A 17135-nucleotide genomic window follows, 5' to 3' on the forward strand; every position below is an offset into this window, starting at 1 on the left:
CAGGGTACTGTGTTTATATACATATGCCGGCAGCAGTCGCATTGCGGCCCCGGCACGGTCCGCATCGCGGGCCGGCCGGGCTTCCCGTCTCTGATGTGAGGCCGGCGGCGCGGCCTGCAAGCCGCCCGCCAGCTCACGCCGATGCGGCCCCGCTCAGCGCCCGTAGAGCTGCTGCGGCAGCCACAGGCCGATGCCGGGGAACAGGTACAGCAGCACGATGGCCACGATCTGGATGCCCATGAAAGGCAGCATCCCGGCAAAGATCTGGTTCAGCGTCACGTGCCGCGGCGCCACGCCCTTGAGGTAGAAGGCGCTCATCGCCACCGGCGGGCTCAGGAAGGCCGTCTGCAGGTTCATCGCCACCAGCAGGCCGAAAAACAGCGGATCGACGCCGAAGTTGTCCAGCAGCGGGATGAAGATGGGCATGAAGATCACGATGATCTCGGTCCACTCCAGCGGCCAGCCCAGGATGAAGATGATCACCTGGGACAGGATCAGGAACTCGGTGCGGCTCAGGTTCATGCCCAGCACCCAGCGCTCCACCAGCTCCTGCCCGCCCAGCAGCGCGAAGGCCGCGGAGAAGATGGCCGAGCCCACGAACAGCCAGCACACCATGGCGCTGGTCTTGGCCGTGAGGTAGACGGACTCCTTGACCATCTCCAGGTTGAGCTGCCGGTAAGCCGCCGCCAGCAGGAAGCCCCCCAGCGCGCCCACCGCCGCCGCCTCGGTGGGCGTGGCCAGCCCGAACACGATGGAGCCCAGCACCGCCAGGATCAGGATCAGCAGCGGGAAGAAGCTGCCCAGCAGCATCTTGAACACCTCCAGTCGCGCGAAGCTCAGCACGGCGTAGAAGGCGGCGAGCGCCACGGCGCACACGCCCAGCGCCGTCCAGTAGCCGCGCGGTGCGGGCTGCGCGGCCCCGGCCTCGGCGCCGCCCGGTGCCGCTTCGGCGGCGGCTTCGCCACCCGGCGCCGCGGGCGTTGCGGCACCGGGCTCCTGCACGCCGGCGCTGCCCGGCGGCTCGGCTAGGCCCGAGGAGCCCGGAGGTTCCTGCAGGCCACCCTCGACGGGCGGCTCCTGCAACCCGCCCGCGGCCGGCGGCTCGGCCAGGCCGCCGGGCGCGTCCGCCGGCGCGCCGCCGCTGCCGATCTCCACCAGTCCCGGCGTGTCGTCCACCGGCTGCGGGCGCGTCACCAGCTCGTAGCTCCACAACGCCGCCACCGCGAATACCAGCACCGGCAGCATCGCGACGAAGGCCTGGCGCAGCAGGTAAGCCGCCGGCACGCCGTGGTTGCGCCGGCCTTTGAGGGCGGCCAGCAGCCCCGGCAGCACGTGGCGCGGCGGCGTGGCGCCGGCCTGCTGCAGCGGCGCGGGCAGCACCACCGCACGCTCGGCCGCCGACAGCGGCGGCGCCACTGCCGGCCGCAGCTTGGCCAGCACGATGGTGTAGACCACGTACAGCCCGGCCAGCATCAGCCCGGGGAAGAAGGCGCCCGCATACAGCTGCACCACCGACACCCCGGCGGTGGCGCCGTAGACGATGAGCAGCACCGAGGGCGGAATCAGGATGCCCAGGCAACCGCCGGCGGTGATGGCGCCGGCGGAGAGCTGCACCGAGTAGCCCGCGCGCAGCATGGCCGGCAGCGCCAGCAGCCCCATGAGCGTGACCACCGCACCGACGATGCCGGTGGCCGTGGCGAAGAGCGTGCAGGTCACCAGCGTGGCCACCGCCAGCGCGCCGGGCAGCCGCGCCAGCGCCAGGTGCAGGCTCTTGAACAGCTTCTCGATCAGGTTGGCGCGCTCGACCAGGTAGCCCATGAACACGAACAGCGGGATCGAGATGAGCACGTCGTTGCCCATCACCTTGTAGGCCGACTGCACCATCAGGTCCAGCGTCTTGGCCGTGTCGCGCTCGTAGGCCAGCCAGGTGAAGAGCATGCCCATGCCCATGAGCGTGAAGGCGGTGGGAAAGCCCAGCATGATCGCCACCACCACCAGCGACAGCATCAGCAGCCCGATGTGGCCGTTGGTGATCTGCTCCGCGCCCAGCAGCATCCCCACGGCCCCGGCGATGATGATCGCCATCAGGCCGAAGCCGAACCAGAGTTCCTTGCGCAGCTTCATCACGCACCCTCCTGGCGCTGCGCCGGCGGCACGATGCGCGCGGCATCAGGGTCCTCGACCGGCTGGGCGCTGACCATCTGGCGCAGCTTGTCCACGTCCACCTCCTCCACGTCGCCGTCGCGCGCGGGCCAGCGGCCCTGGCGCAGGCAGATGACGCAGCGCACGATCTCCACCAGCCCCTGCAGCAGCAGGATCGCGCCCGACAGCGGGATGACGAACTTGAACGGGTACAGCGGCAGCGCGTCGGCCGAGAAGGTCTGCTCGCGGATGGCCAGCGACTCCTGCGCGAACTGCCAGCCGGCCCAGGTCAGCGCCACCACGCCGGGCAGGAAGAAGATCAGGTACAGCACCAGGTCGATGGCGGCCTGCGTGCGCGGCCTGAAGAAGCCGTAGAGCACGTCGCCGCGCACATGGCCGTTCTTGGACAGCGTGTAGGCGCCGGCCATCATGAACAGCGTGCCGTAGAGCATGATCTGCGCGTCCAGCACCCAGGCATGGGGCCGGTTGAGCGCGTAACGGCTGAACACCTCCCAGCTGATCAGCAGCGTCAGCCCCGCCGCCGTCCAGGCGAACAGCTTGCCTATGAAGGTGGAAAACCGGTCCACCGCCAGCAACGCCTTCTGCATGCGAACTCCCGTGCGCGCGATGCGTGCGAACAAGAAAAGGGCGCCTGCGGTAGGCGCCCTGTACTCAGACTTTCAGGCGGTCAGCCCTTCTTGGTCTGGCCCGTGCCGCGGCCGAAGTAGTGGTTGTAGGCCATCTTGAAATCGACCAGGTAATCGGCCTGCCACTGGCCCGCGCGCTGCGCGAAGGCGCGCTGCGAGTCCAGCACGCGCTTGAACATCGGGTTCTCGGCGGCCTTCTTCTCGGTGACCTTGTCCCACGCGGCGAGCTGCGCGCGCAGGATGGCGTCGGGCGTCTTGTAGAACTTCACGCCGGCCTTCTTGAGCTCCTCGTAGTCGCGCGAGTTGCGCTCGATGGCCTTCCAGCTCATGTCGGCGCTGGCGGCCTGCACGGCGTAGTCGATGATGGACTTGAGCTCGGCGGGCAGCGCCTTGTACTTGGCGCCGTTGAACAGGATCTCGAACTGCTCGCCGCTCTGGTGGAAGCTCTGCAGCATGCAGTTCTTGGCCACGTCGGGGAAGCCCAGCACGCGGTCGGAAGAGGCGTTGTTGAACTCGGCCGCGTCGATCAGGCCGCGGTCCAGCGCCGGCACGATCTCGCCGCCGGGCAGCGGGTTCACGGCCGTGCCCAGCTCGGTGAACACGTCCACCGCCAGGCCCACCGTGCGGAACTTCAGGCCCTTCATGTCCTCCACGCGCGCCACGGGCTTCTTGAACCAGCCCAGCGGTTGCGTGGGCATCGGGCCGTACATGAACGACACCACGTCGAGGTTGAGGCTCTTGTAGATCTCCTCCACCAGCGCCTTGCCGCCGCCGTAGTGGTGCCAGGCCAGCACCATGTTGGGGTCCATGCCGAAGGCCGGGCCCGAGCCCCACAGGGCCAGCGCCGAGTTCTTGCCGTACCAGTAGGCGATCACGCCATGGCCGCCGTCGAGCGTGCCCTTGCTCACCGCGTCAAGCATCTGGAAGGCCGGCACCACCGCGCCCGCGGGCAGCACCTCGATCTTGAGGCGGTTGCCCGCCATGTCGTTGACCTTCTTGGCGAAGTCCTGCGCGTACTCGTGGAAGATGTCCTTGGCCGGCCAGGTGCTCTGGAAGCGCAGCGTCGTGGTCTGCGCCACCGACACCATCGGCGCCGCCAGCGCCCCCGCCCCCACCGACGCCGCCGCGGCATTCTTCAGGAAACGGCGGCGCGGGGCCGCCTGCTTGGGTTGCTGGCTCATCCTTTGTCTCCTTTGTGGTGGAAATGCGCAAGGCGCCGTGGAAAAGCGCTGACGAACTATCAAAGTTGCTATGGGGATGCTGCAACTGGTAGTAGCCCGAGTGTTCAAAATGAAACACGCGCCGGCCGCGTCAATCCGGAACAGCGGGCGCCGAAACTGTTCAATCCGGGACCACCGCCGTGACCTCGATCTCCACCTTGGCGCGGTCCTCGATCAGCGCCACGACCTGCACCGCCGTCATGGCGATGTCGTAGTGGCCGATGAGCTCGCGGAAGGCGGCGCCGATGGCCGGCAGCGCCGCCAGGTACTCGCGCTTGTCGGTGACGTACCAGGTCATGCGCGCGATGTGCGCCGGCCGCGCGCCGCCGGCCTCCAGCACGGCCACCACGTTGCGCAGCGCCTGCACGGCCTGCTGCGCGAAGTCGTCGCTGTGGAAGCGCTGCTGCGCGTCCCAGCCGACCATGCCGGCGACGAACACCTGCCGGCCATGGGCGGCCACGCCGTTGGCGTAGCCCTTGGGTCGGGGCCAGCCGGGGGGGAGGATTGCGGGCATCGAAGGCTCCTTTTCGCAATGAAATCGCTGGGTTATTCACGACGCCGCGCCTGGCCAGCTCCGTTCGCCCTGAAATATCGAAGGGTGAACCCGCAACGCTGCGATGGCGGCCGCACGGTGGGGGCCGTTCATCCTTCGATACCTCAGGACGAACGGAACACTTCTTTGAACAGCGCGGAAAGAAACCGAGTGCCGATTCAATCCGCCTTCAACCTGAACCGCTGCAACTTCCCCGTGGCCGTACGCGGCAGCGCATCCAGAAACTCCATGGCGCGCGGGTACTTGTAGGGCGCGATGGCCTGCTTCACGAAGTCCTGCAGCGCCTTGACCATCGCGGCATCGCCCAGGTGCCCCGGACGCAGCACGATGAAAGCCTTGACCAGCTGGCCGCGCTCCGCGTCGGGCACACCGATCACGCCGCATTCGGCGACGGCCGGATGCTGCAGCAGCGCCTCCTCCACCTCCGGCGCGGCGATGTTGTAGCCGGCGCTGATGATCATGTCGTCGGTGCGGGCGTGGAAGCGGAAATAGCCTTCCGCGTCCATCTCGTAGGCGTCGCCGGTGTAGTTCCAGCCGTCGCGCACGTAGCTGGCCTGGCGCTCGTCGGCCAAGTAGCGGCAGCCCGTCGGTCCCTTCACGCGCAGCCGGCCCACCGTGCCCGGCGGCACGGGCTGGTCGTCGTCATCAACGATCTCGGCGCGGTAGCCCGGCACCGCCACGCCGGTGTAGCCGGGGCGGGCCTGAACCTCGTCGGCCGAGATGAAGATGTGCAGCAGCTCGGTGGTGCCGATGCCGTCGATGATCTCGATGCCGGTGGCCTCGCGCCACAGCGTGCGCGTGGCCGCGGGCAGGGCCTCGCCGGCCGAGACGCACTTGCGCAGCCGCGTACCGCGCAGCAGTGCGCCATGCGGCGCCAGCGCGCGGTACGAGGTCGGCGCAGTGAACAGCACCGTGGCGCCGAAGTCGCGCACGCCCTCCAGCAGCTGCGGCGGCGTGGCCTTTTCCAGCAGCACGGTGCTGGCGCCGATGGACAGCGGAAACAGCAGCAGCCCGCCCAGCCCGAAGGTGAAGGCCAGCGGGGGGCTGCCGATGAAGACGTCGTCGGGCCGCGCCCGCAGCACATGCGGCGGCCAGCAGCGGCACACGGCGATCAGGTCGCGGTGGAAATGCATGGTGGCCTTGGGCACGCCGGTGGTGCCGGAGGTGAAGCCCAGCAGGCAGGTGTCGTCCGCGGCGGTGTCCACGTTGCGGAAGCCTGAGGGCTGGCGCTTCATCGCCTGCTCCAGGCCATGCGGCTCGGCGCTGTTGAAGTAGCGCACCTGGCGCAGTTGCGGACAGGCCCGCGCGGCCTGCTCCAGCTCGCCGGCCAGCGCGGCGTCGCACAGGGCGTGGCTGCACTGCGCGATGTCGAGCACGGTCTTGAGCTCCTTGGCACGCAGCAGCGGCATGGTGGCGACGGCGATGCCGCCGGCCTTCATCACCGCGAACCAGCAGGCCGCCAGCATCGGGTTGTTGGGTGCGCGCAGCAGCACGCGGTTGCCCGGCACCAGGCCCAGGTCGCGCACCAGCACGTTGGCGATGCGCTCGGCCTTGTCCTGCAGCTCGCGGTAGGTCCAAGTGACACCGGGGGCGCGGATGCAGACCCGGTCGCCATGCCCTTCAGCCACATGGCGGTCCAGCAGCTCGTGGGCGCAGTTCAGTTGCGACTGGAACTTTAATTCCGGCAGCTCGAACAGGAACTCCGGCATCAGCTGCGGTGGCGGCAGCCGGTCGCGGGCGAACGTGTCGATGTGGGCGCTGGGCATGGAGGGCCTCCCTTGGTGATGGACGCTCAGGACGCCGAGGCCGGCTTCACGTCCCGCAACAGCTCGCGGGCAATGATCAATTGCTGCACCTCGGTGGCGCCTTCGTAGATGCGCAGGGCGCGGATCTCGCGGTACAGCCGCTCCACCGGCATCCCGCTCTTCACGCCCAGGCCGCCCCAGAGCTGCAGCGCGGCGTCGATGACCTGCTGCGCGCCCTCGGTCGCGACCATCTTGGCCATGGCGGCCTCGCGCGTGACGGGCGATCCCTGGTCGCGCTGCCAGGCGGCGCGGTAGGTCAGCAGCGCGGCGCTGTCGATGGTGGTGGCCATCTGCGCCAGCTTCGACTGCGTGAGCTGCAGGTCCGCCAGCACGCCGCCGAACATGCGCCGCGTGGTGGCGCGCTGCAGCGCCTCGTCCAGCGCGCGGCGCGCGAAGCCCAGCGCCGCGGCGGCCACCGAGGTGCGGAACACGTCCAGCGTGCGCATGGCCAGCTTGAAGCCCTCGCCGGGCGCGCCCAGGCGCTGCGCGGCCGGCACGCGGCAAGCCTCGAAACGCAGCCGCGCCAGCGGGTGCGGCGCCATCACGTCGATGCGCTCGGCAATGTGGAGACCGGGCGTGCCGGCCTCGACGATGAAGGCCGAGATGCCGCGCGCCCCGGGCGCTTCGCCGCTGCGCGCGAACACCACGTAGAAATCGGCGATGCCGCCGTTGGAGATCCAGGTCTTCTCGCCATCGAGCACATAGGCATCGCCCTCGGCCCGCGCCGCGCAGGAGAGCGCCGCCACGTCGGAGCCGGCCTCGGGCTCCGACAGCGCGAAGGCCGCGATGGCCTGCCCGGCCGCCACCGCCGGCAGCCAGCGCGCCTTCTGCGCCTCGGTGCCGGCCAGGCTGATGGCGCCCGAGCCCAGGCCCTGCATGGCGAAGGCAAAGTCGGCCAGGGCGTTGTGGCGCGCCAGTGTCTCGCGCAGCAGGCAGATGGCGCGGGTGTCGATGGCGTCCGCGGCCCCGCCCCAGGCCCGGCCGCCCACCGCATGCCGCAGCCAGCCAGCCTCGCCCAGCGCCGCCACCAGCGCACGGCATTCGGCATCCACGTCCTCGCCATGCGCGTGCGGCAGCTGCTGTGCCGCCCAGGCCTCCAGCTCGCGCGCCAGCGCACGGTGCCGCGGCTCGAAGAAGGGCCAGTCCAGGTAGCGGGTGTCGGCCATGACGCCTCCTTCAATCGCCCCGGAACGCCGGCTTCTCGCGCGCCACGAAGGCTTCATAGGCGCGCTTGAAATCCTGCGTGAGCATGCAGATCGCCTGCGCCTGCGCCTCGGCCTCGATGGCCTGGTCGATGCCCATGGACCACTCCTGGTGCAGCATGGTCTTGGTGATGCCGTTGGCGAATGCCGGTCCCGCCGCCAGGCCGCGCGCCAGCGCCTGCGCCTCGTCCAGCAGCGCTTCCGGCGCCACCAGCCGGTTGAAGAAGCCCCAGCGCTCGGCCTCCTCGCCGCCCAGCGTGCGGCCGGTGTAGAGCAGTTCGCTGGCGCGGCCCTGGCCGATGAGGCGCGGCAACAGCGCGCAGGCACCCATGTCGCAGCCGGCCAGGCCGACGCGGTTGAACAGGAAGGCCGTCTTCGCGCGCGCCGTGCCCAGGCGCAGGTCGCTGGCCATGGCCAGGATCGCCCCGGCGCCGGCGCACACGCCGTCCACCGCGGCGACGATGGGCTGCGGGCAGGCACGCATGGCCTTGACCAGATCCCCCGTCATGCGCGTGAAGCGCAGCAGCTCCGGCACGGGCAGGTCCACCAGCGGGCCGATGATCTCGTGCACGTCGCCGCCGGAGCAGAAGTTGCCGCCCGCGCCCGCGATCACCACGGCATGCACGTCGCTGGCGTATTTCAGCCGGCCGAACAGGTCGCGCAGCTCGGCGTAGGAGTCGAAGGTCAGCGGGTTCTTGCGCTCGGGCCGGTTCAGCGTGACGGTCGCGACACCGCCCGCCACGTGCCACAGAAAGTGGCTCGCCTGGTAGTCCGCCAGCCGCTGCCGGTTGCCCGCCGCCAGGGCCCGGTCCACGGGTTTGCTCATTGCCGCTCCTTGCGTGTACCGGCACCGGCCGGGGTGTCGTGGGCCTCGGCCGCGCCGCGGTGCGCCAGATGCACGCGCAACCGGCCCAGCAGCTCGTAGAGCGTGTCGCGGTGCGCAGGCTCGAAGCCGCCGAACATCTCGGCCAGCCAGCCCTCGTGCTCGGCCGCCATGGCCAGGAAGTGTTCGCGGCCGGCCGGGGTCAGCCGCACGATCAGCGAGCGCCGGTCCTGCGGATCGGGCACGCGCTCCACATGGCCGTCGGCCACGAGCTGGTCCGTGAGCCCGGTGACGTTGCCGCCGGTGACCATCAGGTAGCGCGACAGCGCGCTCATGCGCAGCCCTTCCGGATGGCGCTCCAGTTGCGCGAGGTAGTCGAAGCGCGGCAGCGTGGTGCCGAAGCGCTGGCGCAGCCGCAGCCGGATCTCCTGCTCGATCTGCGTGCTGCACGACAGCAGCCGCAGCCACAGCCGCACGGCGGAGTGGTCGTCCGGCACGGCGCGCGCCTCGCGGCCGATGCCCTCCTCGCCCAGCGACTGCACCAGCCTGAAGCTACGCGTGTGGGCCTTGCTCATTGGGACTCCCTCGCGCTGCGCGCGGTCCCTCCAAGAGGGACGGAGCGCCTCCTTCGGAGCGGCCGGGCGGAGGCGCTCACATCACCTCCCCGCCGCTGACGGAAATCGACTGCCCGTTGATGCTGCCCGCCGCCGGCGTGCACAGCCAGGCCACCGCGTCCGCTACTTCTTCCGGCTGCACCAGGCGGCCCTGCGGGTTGTGGCGCGTGAACTCGGCGCGCGCGGCCCCGGCGTCGCGGCCGGTGGCCGCCACCACGTTGCCGATGCTGTCGCGCAGCAGGTCCGTCTCGGTGAAGCCGGGGCACACCGCATTGACGGTGATGCCCTTGGCCGCCACTTCCAGCGCCAGCGAGCGCGTCAGCCCGATCACGCCATGCTTGGCCGCCGCGTAGGCCGCGACATAGGCATAGCCGCGCTGCCCCGCGGTGCTGGCGACGTTGACGATGCGGCCCCATCCCGCCGCCAGCATCCCCGGCAGCGCCGCGCGCATGCAGTGGAAGCTGCCGTTGAGGTTGACGGCCAGCATGCGCTGCCACAGCTCGTCGCTGGTGCGGGTGAAAGGCGCGCTGGCGGCCTGGCCAGCGTTGTTGACCAGGATCTGCACCGCGTCGCCGCGCCGCTCCAGCGTCTGCCATGCCCGCGCCACGGCCTGCGCATCGGCCACGTCGCACACGAGCACCTGCGCGCACGCGCCGGGCGGCAGTTCGGCCGCCAGCGCCTCCAGCGGCTCGGGATGGCGCCCCAGCAGCGTCAGCGTCGCGCCCTCGTCGGCCAGCCGGCGCGCGATGGCGGCGCCGATGCCGCGGCCCGCGCCGGTGACCAGCGCGTGGCGGCCCGCCAAGGGAAGCGAGGAGTTCGCCATGCTCAGGCCTTGACCGCCGCGCCCTGCGCCGCCTGCACCTTCTCGCGCGCCAGGTTGTTCTCCAGCTGCCGTTTGCCCGCCAGGTACTGCTTCGGCCAGGCCACCTCGGTGAAGCCGATCTTCGCGGCCTCCAGCAGCGTCCAGGCCGGGTTCGCCAGGTGCGGGCGCGCCACGGCGCAAAGGTCGGCACGGCCGGCGGCGATGATGGAATTCACATGGTCCGCCTCGCTGATGGCGCCCACGGCGATGGTGGCGATGCCCGCTTCCTGCCGTACCCGGTCGGCAAAGGGCGTCTGGAACATGCGCCCGAAGGTCACCTGCTCGTCCTTGCTCACCTGCCCCGAGGACACGTCGATCAGGTCCGCCCCCGCCGCCTTGAAGGCCTTGGCGATGTCCACGGCCTCCGCCGGCGTGTTGCCGCCGGGCACCCAGTCGTGCGCCGAGATGCGCACCGACATCGGCAGGTGCGCCGGCCACACCGCGCGCACGGCGCGGAACACCTCCAGCGGGTAGCGCAGGCGGTTCGCCAGCGAGCCGCCGTACTCGTCCTCGCGGCGGTTCGTCAGCGGCGACAGGAAGGAGGACAGCAGGTAGCCGTGCGCGCAGTGCAGCTCCAGCCAATCGAAGCCGGCCTGCGCGGCGCGACGCGCGGCGGCGACGAAATCGTCGCGCACCCGGTCCATGTCCTCGCGCGTCATGGCGCGCGACCAAGCGCTCCCGCCCGCCAGGTACTGCTGCGGCGAGGCGCTGAGCAGCGGCCAGTTCGGCTCCGGGCCGTCGGCGGGCAGCGGCAGGTCGATGCCGTCCCAGGCGCGGCGCGTGGAGCCCTTGGCGCCGGAATGGCCCAGCTGCATGGCGATCCTGGCGTCGCTGTTCGCGTGCACCCAGTCCACGATGCGCTGCCAGGCCACGCCTTGCTCGTCGTTCCACAGGCCCGGGCAACCCGGCGTGATGCGCGCGTCAGGGCTGGTGCAGGTCATCTCCGCGCACACCAGCGCCGCGCCGCCCAGGGCGCGCGCGCCCAGGTGCACCAGGTGGTAGTCGCCCGGTACGCCATCCACGCAGGAGTACTGCGCCATGGGCGAGACGATGACGCGGTTCTTCAAGGTCACGGAGCGCACCTTGAACGGCGTGAACATGGGCGGCACCGCGGGCAACGTGGGGTCGCGGTCCACGCCGGCACGCGCCGCGAACCAGCGCTCGTAGCCTTCGAGCCAGGCCCGGTCGCGCAGGCGCAGGTTCTCGTGGCTGATGCGCTGGCTGCGCGTCAGCAGCGAGTACATGAACTGCTCGGGCTGCAGGTGCTCGCAGTAGCGCTCGCCGCAGACCTCGAACCACTCCATCGCGTTCCAGGCCGCGTTCTGCAGCCGCAGCGTCTCGATGCGCCGCGCCTCCTGCCAGGCCTGCAGCGCTGCGGGAATGTGCTCCGGCGTGTCGCCCAGCAACTGGAACTGGCGCGTGAGCTCAATGGCGTCTTCCAACGCCAGCTTGGTGCCCGAGCCGATGGCGAAGTGCGCCGTGTGCACGGCGTCGCCCATCAGTGCCACGTGGCTGCCGTGCTCGTTGCGCAGCCACCATTGCGCGCACACGATGCGCTGGAAGTTGAGCCAGGCCGAGCCGCGCAGGTGCCGCGCGTTGGACATCAACTTCTCGCCCTGCAGGTTGTCGGCAAACAGCCGCTCGCAGAAGGCGATGGACTGCGCCGTGTCGGCCCGGTCCAACCCATGCGCGCGCCACACGGCTTCCGGACACTCGACGATGAAGGTCGAAGTGTCGCGGTCGAACTTGTAGATGTGCGCCTGGAACCAGCCGTGCTCGGTGCGCACGAAGTCGAAGGTGAAGGCGTCGTAGAGCCGGCGCGTGCCCAGCCAGATGTACCGGTTCGGGCGCGTCACGATGTCCGGCTGGAACACCTGCGCATGGCGCGCGCGGATGCGCGAATTGATGCCGTCGCTGGCGATGATCAGGTCGGCGTCCGCGAACTCGGCGTCCGATTCGACCTCCCGCTCGAAGACCAGCTTGACGCCCACCTCCTCGCAGCGCGCCTGCAGGATGTTGAGCAGCCGCTTGCGCGCGATGCCGACGAAGCCGTGGCCGCCGCTGCGCAGGCGCCGGCCCTTGAAGCGCAGCTCGATGTCGTCCCAGTGGTTGAAAGCCTCCTGGATGGCGTCCGCGCTGGGGCCGTCCCAGCGCCGCATGTGTTCCATAGTGGCGTCAGAGAACACCACGCCCCAGCCGAAGGTGTCATAGGGCCGGTTGCGCTCGATGACGCTGATGTCATGCGCCGGATTGAGCCGCTTCATCAGCAGCCCGAAGTACAGGCCCGCCGGACCGCCGCCAATGCACACGATCTTCATCCGCCGCGCCTCCGCTCCGGGTTGCGGCCCTGGGGCCGATGCAAATCAGTTTAGGTCTGAATACTTTAGGGTTCAAGCAAGTAGCGGTACTGCGACCCGGGGACAAACCCGGTGACGGCGCAAGTCGGCCCAGGCGCCATCAGGCAAGCGGATGTCGCAAGCAGACAAGCCGCGGCGCGCCGCCTTGCGGACATTGGAGGTCACGGACCGCAGCCGGTCCCCATCTACACGCAAGGTGGCCCATGACCTCTGAATCCCCGCAACAGCGCCGCTATACGCTCACCGTGGCCTGCCGCAGCGCCCCGGGCCAAGTGGCGGCCGTGGCGGCCTTCCTGGCCGGGCACGGCGCCTACGTCGAGCAGTTCGCCGTCTACGACGACACCCTGACCGCGCGCTTCTTCCTGCGCGCGGTGTTCCATCGCCGCAATGCCCATGCTTCCGATCTCGGCCGCCTGCGCGAGGAATTCGCCGTGCTGGCGCCGACGCTCGATGCCCTGGAGTGGCAACTGCACGACTTGGCGCAGCCCCTGCGCGTGCTGCTGATGGTGTCGAAGCTGGACCACTGCCTGCTGGAGCTGCTGGCGGCATGGAAGCGCGGCGAGCTGCCCATGCAGCCCGTGGCCATCGTCTCCAACCACGAGGACCTGCGCGCCATGGTCGAGGCCCATGGCCTGCCCTACACCTGCCTGCCGGTGACGCCCCAGACCAAGGCGACGCAGGAGTCGCGGCTGCTGGACATCGTGCAGTCCAGCCAGGCCGACCTGGTGGTGCTGGCGCGCTACATGCAGGTCCTGTCGGATGACCTGTGCCGGCGCCTGGCTGGTCGCGTCATCAACATCCACCACGGTTTCCTGCCCGCCTTCAAGGGTGCCAAGCCTTATCACCAGGCCTTCGAGCGCGGCGTGAAGCTCATCGGCGCCACGGCGCACTTCGCGACGCCGGACCTCGACGAGGGCCCGATCATCGACCAGGCCACCGAGCGCGTGGACCACGCCCACGCTCCCGAGGACCTGCTCAACGTGGGGCGCCAGCTCGAATGCACCGTGCTGTCGCGCGCGCTCAAGAGCGTGCTGGAGCACAGGGTATTCATCAACGGCCAGCGCACGGTGGTGCTGCGATGAGCGCGCCGTTGTGCCTCCATCTCAAGAATTTCCAGGAGTCTGCATGAGCATCAGCGTCTTCGACTTGTTCAAGATCGGTATCGGGCCGTCCAGCTCGCACACGGTGGGGCCGATGCGCGCAGCGCGGCTGTTCGTGCAGCGGCTGCAGTCGCTGCAGGTGCTGGAGCGTTGCGCCCGCGTCGAGGTGCAGCTCTTCGGCTCGCTGGGCGCCACCGGCCGCGGCCACGGCAGCGACAAGGCCGTGCTGCTGGGCCTGCAGGGCCATGAGCCCGACACCGTCGACGTGGATGCCGTGCCGGCGCTGCTGGAGCAGACCCGCGCCGCGGGCCGGCTGCGCCTGGGCGGCGTGCACGAGATCGCCTTCGACGAGCGGCGCGACCTGCTGCTGCACCGCCGCAAGACGCTGCCCTTCCATGCCAACGGCATGCAGTGCACCGCGTACAACGCCGCCGGCGTGGAGCTGGACCGGCGCGAGTACTACTCGGTGGGCGGCGGCTTCGTCGTCGGCCAGGAGGCGGCCGAGGACGGGAGCCTCAAGCCGGTGCTGGTGGCCGATGCGCCGGCGCTCCCTTATCCCTTCCGCACCGGTGCGGACGTGCTGATGCTCACGCGCGACCTGCGCTGCAGCATCGCGGAGCTGATGCGCCGCAACGAGCGCCACTGGCGCACCGATGAGGAGATCGATGCCGGGCTCACCCGCATCTGGGAAGTGATGCAGGCCTGCGTGACGCGCGGCTGCGCCACCGAGGGCGTGCTGCCCGGGGGCTTCAAGGTCAAGCGCCGCGCCCCGGCGCTGCACCGGCACCTGCTCGCGCGCGCCGAGGCCGCCGTGGGCGACCCGCTGCTGGTGATGGACTGGGTCAACCTGTACGCGCTGGCCGTCAACGAGGAGAACGCCGCGGGCGGGCGCGTGGTGACGGCGCCCACCAACGGCGCCGCGGGCATCGTGCCGGCGGTGCTGCACTACTACACGCGCTTCGTGCCCGGCGCCAGCGCCAAGGGCGTGATCGACTTCCTGCTCACGGCCGGGGCCATCGGCATCCTCTACAAGGAGAACGCCAGCATCTCCGGCGCCGAGGTCGGCTGCCAGGGCGAGGTGGGCGTGGCCTGCTCGATGGCCGCGGGCGCGCTGTGCGCGGTGATGGGCGGCACGCCGGCGCAGGTGGAGAACGCCGCGGAGATCGGCATGGAGCACCACCTGGGCCTGACTTGCGACCCCGTGGGCGGGCTGGTGCAGATTCCGTGCATCGAGCGCAACGCCATCGCCTCGGTCAAGGCCATCAACGCCGCGCGCATGGCGCTGCGCGGCGACGGCACGCACCACGTCAGCCTGGACAAGGTCATCAAGACCATGCGCGAGACCGGTGCCGACATGCTGACCAAGTACAAGGAGACGGCCCGTGGCGGACTCGCGGTCAACATCGTCGAGTGCTGAGGCCGGACCAGCCGACGCGCCGGCGCACGTCGGCGCGCCTGGCGAAGGAGACCGGCAGCCGTCTCGCAAGGCCGCGCCGCCCAAGCGTCCGGCCCTGAACGTCGGCTTCGTGCTGATGCCTGGCTTCACCATGGTCGCCTTCTCCGGCTTCGTGGACGCGCTGCGCCTGGCTGCCGACGACGGCGACCGCAGCCGCCCGATCCACTGCCACTGGAGCGTGCTGGCCGAGGAGCTGCGCCCGGTGGAGGCGAGCAACGGCATCGAGCTGATGCCCACCGCGCGCTTCGGGGACCCGGCCGCCTTCGACTACATCGTGGTCGTGGGCGGGCTGCTGCAGGGCACGAAGAAGCTGCCGCGCGCCATGGGCGACTTCCTGCGCCTGGCGGCCTCGCGTGCGGTGCCGCTGGTGGGCCTGTGCACGGGCTCCTTCGTGCTGGCCCGCGCCGGGCTGATGCAGCAGCGGCGCTGCTGCGTAAGCTGGTTCCACCACCAGGACTTCGTGCGGGACTTTCCCGAGCTGCAGGCCGAGTCGCACGAGATGTTCGTGGTGGACCGCGACCGCCTCACCTGCGCCGGCGGCACGAGCGTAGTGCACCTGGCGGCGTGGCTGATCGAGCGCCATTGCGGCAAGGCTGCGGCCAGCAAGGCGCTGCGCATCATGCTCGAGGAGGGCGCCTTGCCTGCACGCACGCCGCAGCCCCAGCCCAGCTTTGCCGAGCGCACCGACGACCAGCGCGTGCGCCAGGCCATCTGGCTGATGGAGCAGAGCCTGAGCAGCCCGATCCCGCTGCGCGAGGTGGCGCAGGGCGTGAACATGAGCCTGCGGCATCTGGAGCGGCGCTTTCGCCAGGCCATCGGCATGGGGCCGCACGAGTTCTCGGTCCGGTTGCGGCTGCGGCATGCGCACTGGCTCACCGAAAACACGCGGCTGCAGCTCTCGCAGATCGCGCTGGAAACCGGCTTCAGCGACTGCGCCAGTTTTTCAAGGCGCTTCAAGGAGGTGTTCGGTTATCCGGCCAGCTCATTGCGCCGGGGGCGGGTGACGGCGACCTCGGGCAGCCCGCTGGAATTGCCCGAGTTGGCCGACGCCGAAAGCTGAACTCAAGCTGCGGGCAGCAGCAGGTCCGGGTTGATGGCCGACGCCATCGCCAGATACCCCGCCCGATTCGGATGCAGCCGGTCGCCCGGCCCGCCCACCGTTCCATCCGGCACGAGCTCGGCTGTCATGCCGCCCGTGGCCGCATCCAGCGTGGCCGCCTCGAAGTCCAGCACCGCATCGAACAGGCCGGCATTGCGGATGAAGTCATTGAGCGCCCGCTGCTTGCGGTCCTGCTCCTCGTGCCCATGCCCGGGGGCGGTTCTGCCCAGTGCCGGCACCAGCGTCGCGCCGATGACGCGCACGCCCGGGATGCCGGCGCGCAGGCGCCGGGCGGCGTGAGGTAGGAGGTCTGCAACGCCTTGGCGTGCCAGGTCATCGGGCCGCTCTCCCCCACGTGGACCCTGGATGAGGCCGCACCCGCCGCACTCACTCCGCACAGGGATTATCCCAAGCACCTCTCGGCCACCCTGAGGCTTGTCCGCAAACGACATCGCCGGCCTGTCGCAAGCCGACAAGTACAGGTCGCGCGTCAACAATCGCCGCACGCCCCGCCACCAAAGAATGGCTCCCATTCGGACCTTCCGAGGAGTCAACAAGATGCAAGGCCAGACCTACTCGTGGTGGAGCCTGTTCAAGCATGGCCTGCGCCACCACAAGACCTGGGAGCCGGCATGGCGCCGGGCCCAGCTGCAGCCCGGCTACGACGTGGTGATCATCGGCGGCGGCGGCCACGGCCTGGCCACGGCCTACTACCTGGCCAAGAACCACAAGGTCGGGCGCATCGCCGTGCTGGAGAAGGGCTACCTCGGCGGGGGCAACACCGCGCGCAACACCACCATCGTGCGCTCCAACTACCTCTGGGACGAGGCCGCGCTGATCTACGAGCACGCCATGAAGCTGTGGGAGGGCCTGACCGAGGACCTCAACTTCAACGTCATGTTCAGCCAGCGCGGCGTCTTCAACCTGGGCCACACGCTGCAGGACATGCGCGACATCGAGCGCCGGGTGAACGCCAACCGGCTGCAAGGCATCGACGCGCAGGTGCTCACCGCCGCGGAGGTGCAGGAGAAGATCCCGCAGCTCGACTGCAGCCGCCGCGCCCGCTACCCCGTGCTGGGCGCGAGCTGGCAGCCCAGGGCGGGCATCGCCCACCACGACGCCGTGGCGCGGGGCTTCGCGCGCGCGGCCAGCCGCCTCGGGGTGGACCTGATCGAGAACTGCGAGGTCACGGGGCTCGATATCCAGGGCGGGCGGGTGCAGGGCGTGCAGACCAGCCAGGGCTACGTCAAGGCCG

Annotated in this window: 15 protein-coding genes; 4 read left to right on the forward strand and 11 right to left on the reverse strand. The window is 70.2% G+C overall.

Going from position 1 to position 17135, the window contains the following annotated elements; genetic code table 11:
- Window positions 1-153: 153 nt before the first annotated feature.
- From HHL10_RS20070 to HHL10_RS20115, 10 genes are all read right to left on the reverse strand, one after another.
- Complete coding sequence (locus HHL10_RS20070; RefSeq protein ID WP_169162181.1) at window positions 154-2124, reverse strand: TRAP transporter large permease subunit; 1971 nt, start codon at window positions 2122-2124, stop codon at window positions 154-156.
- Entirely contained in the window at window positions 2124-2750 is a 627-nt protein-coding gene (locus HHL10_RS20075; protein WP_169162182.1) for a TRAP transporter small permease subunit, read from the reverse strand. Before HHL10_RS20075 ends, HHL10_RS20070 begins: the two co-directional genes overlap by 1 nt.
- An 80-nt stretch (window positions 2751-2830) precedes the next feature.
- Window positions 2831-3970, reverse strand: coding sequence for a TRAP transporter substrate-binding protein (locus HHL10_RS20080; protein WP_169162183.1), 1140 nt, complete (start codon window positions 3968-3970; stop codon window positions 2831-2833).
- Between the two features lie 160 nt (window positions 3971-4130).
- Window positions 4131-4523, reverse strand: coding sequence for a RidA family protein (locus HHL10_RS20085; RefSeq protein ID WP_169162184.1), 393 nt, complete (start codon window positions 4521-4523; stop codon window positions 4131-4133).
- Between the two features lie 197 nt (window positions 4524-4720).
- Window positions 4721-6328, reverse strand: a complete 1608-nt coding sequence (locus tag HHL10_RS20090) for an AMP-binding protein (protein ID WP_169162185.1) — start codon at window positions 6326-6328, stop codon at window positions 4721-4723.
- A 26-nt stretch (window positions 6329-6354) separates the two neighbouring features.
- Complete coding sequence (locus HHL10_RS20095; RefSeq protein WP_169162186.1) at window positions 6355-7533, reverse strand: acyl-CoA dehydrogenase family protein; 1179 nt, start codon at window positions 7531-7533, stop codon at window positions 6355-6357.
- 10 nt (window positions 7534-7543) lie between these two features.
- A complete protein-coding gene (locus tag HHL10_RS20100; RefSeq protein ID WP_169162187.1) occupies window positions 7544-8395 on the reverse strand; it encodes an enoyl-CoA hydratase family protein in 852 nt (283 codons plus the stop codon).
- Entirely contained in the window at window positions 8392-8967 is a 576-nt protein-coding gene (locus tag HHL10_RS20105) for a MarR family winged helix-turn-helix transcriptional regulator (protein WP_169162188.1), read from the reverse strand. Before HHL10_RS20105 ends, HHL10_RS20100 begins: the two co-directional genes overlap by 4 nt.
- Before the next feature lie 76 nt (window positions 8968-9043).
- Window positions 9044-9829, reverse strand: a complete 786-nt coding sequence (locus tag HHL10_RS20110; RefSeq protein WP_169162189.1) for an SDR family NAD(P)-dependent oxidoreductase — start codon at window positions 9827-9829, stop codon at window positions 9044-9046.
- A gap of 2 nt (window positions 9830-9831) precedes the next feature.
- Window positions 9832-12186 (reverse strand): bifunctional salicylyl-CoA 5-hydroxylase/oxidoreductase, encoded by a 2355-nt coding sequence (locus tag HHL10_RS20115; protein ID WP_169162190.1) that lies wholly within the window; start codon window positions 12184-12186, stop codon window positions 9832-9834.
- Between the two features lie 242 nt (window positions 12187-12428).
- Between HHL10_RS20115 and purU the strand changes: the two genes are divergently transcribed.
- The 3 genes from purU to HHL10_RS20130 all read left to right on the forward strand — a co-directional run bounded on the left by purU (window position 12429) and on the right by HHL10_RS20130 (window position 15841).
- Window positions 12429-13307, forward strand: coding sequence for a formyltetrahydrofolate deformylase (purU, locus tag HHL10_RS20120; protein ID WP_169162191.1), 879 nt, complete (start codon window positions 12429-12431; stop codon window positions 13305-13307).
- A gap of 43 nt (window positions 13308-13350) precedes the next feature.
- A complete protein-coding gene (locus HHL10_RS20125) occupies window positions 13351-14742 on the forward strand; it encodes an L-serine ammonia-lyase (protein WP_169162192.1) in 1392 nt (463 codons plus the stop codon).
- A gap of 115 nt (window positions 14743-14857) precedes the next feature.
- Window positions 14858-15841 (forward strand): GlxA family transcriptional regulator, encoded by a 984-nt coding sequence (locus HHL10_RS20130; RefSeq protein WP_169162193.1) that lies wholly within the window; start codon window positions 14858-14860, stop codon window positions 15839-15841.
- Window positions 15842-15843: 2 nt separating this feature from the next.
- Here HHL10_RS20130 and HHL10_RS20135 read toward each other — a convergent pair whose 3' ends face one another.
- On the reverse strand, window positions 15844-16143 hold the full coding sequence (locus HHL10_RS20135) for an SGNH/GDSL hydrolase family protein (protein ID WP_169162194.1): 300 nt from the start codon (window positions 16141-16143) through the stop codon (window positions 15844-15846).
- 295 nt (window positions 16144-16438) lie between these two features.
- Between HHL10_RS20135 and HHL10_RS20140 the strand changes: the two genes are divergently transcribed.
- Window positions 16439-17135: FAD-dependent oxidoreductase (locus tag HHL10_RS20140; protein ID WP_169162195.1), on the forward strand; the 697-nt coding region annotated here is incomplete at its 3' end.

Origin of the sequence: Azohydromonas caseinilytica, assembly GCF_012927045.1 — a bacterium.
Classification (GTDB): domain Bacteria; phylum Pseudomonadota; class Gammaproteobacteria; order Burkholderiales; family Burkholderiaceae_C; genus Azohydromonas; species Azohydromonas caseinilytica.

Coding starts and splice junctions, on each gene's coding strand:
- HHL10_RS20070 (WP_169162181.1), bottom strand. CDS start 2,124: ATGAAGCTGCGCAAGGAACTCTGGTTCGGCTTCGGCCTGATGGCGATC.
- HHL10_RS20075 (WP_169162182.1), bottom strand. CDS start 2,750: ATGCAGAAGGCGTTGCTGGCGGTGGACCGGTTTTCCACCTTCATAGGC.
- HHL10_RS20080 (WP_169162183.1), bottom strand. CDS start 3,970: ATGAGCCAGCAACCCAAGCAGGCGGCCCCGCGCCGCCGTTTCCTGAAG.
- HHL10_RS20085 (WP_169162184.1), bottom strand. CDS start 4,523: ATGCCCGCAATCCTCCCCCCCGGCTGGCCCCGACCCAAGGGCTACGCC.
- HHL10_RS20090 (WP_169162185.1), bottom strand. CDS start 6,328: ATGCCCAGCGCCCACATCGACACGTTCGCCCGCGACCGGCTGCCGCCA.
- HHL10_RS20095 (WP_169162186.1), bottom strand. CDS start 7,533: ATGGCCGACACCCGCTACCTGGACTGGCCCTTCTTCGAGCCGCGGCAC.
- HHL10_RS20100 (WP_169162187.1), bottom strand. CDS start 8,395: ATGAGCAAACCCGTGGACCGGGCCCTGGCGGCGGGCAACCGGCAGCGG.
- HHL10_RS20105 (WP_169162188.1), bottom strand. CDS start 8,967: ATGAGCAAGGCCCACACGCGTAGCTTCAGGCTGGTGCAGTCGCTGGGC.
- HHL10_RS20110 (WP_169162189.1), bottom strand. CDS start 9,829: ATGGCGAACTCCTCGCTTCCCTTGGCGGGCCGCCACGCGCTGGTCACC.
- HHL10_RS20115 (WP_169162190.1), bottom strand. CDS start 12,186: ATGAAGATCGTGTGCATTGGCGGCGGTCCGGCGGGCCTGTACTTCGGG.
- purU (WP_169162191.1), top strand. CDS start 12,429: ATGACCTCTGAATCCCCGCAACAGCGCCGCTATACGCTCACCGTGGCC.
- HHL10_RS20125 (WP_169162192.1), top strand. CDS start 13,351: ATGAGCATCAGCGTCTTCGACTTGTTCAAGATCGGTATCGGGCCGTCC.
- HHL10_RS20130 (WP_169162193.1), top strand. CDS start 14,858: ATGCCTGGCTTCACCATGGTCGCCTTCTCCGGCTTCGTGGACGCGCTG.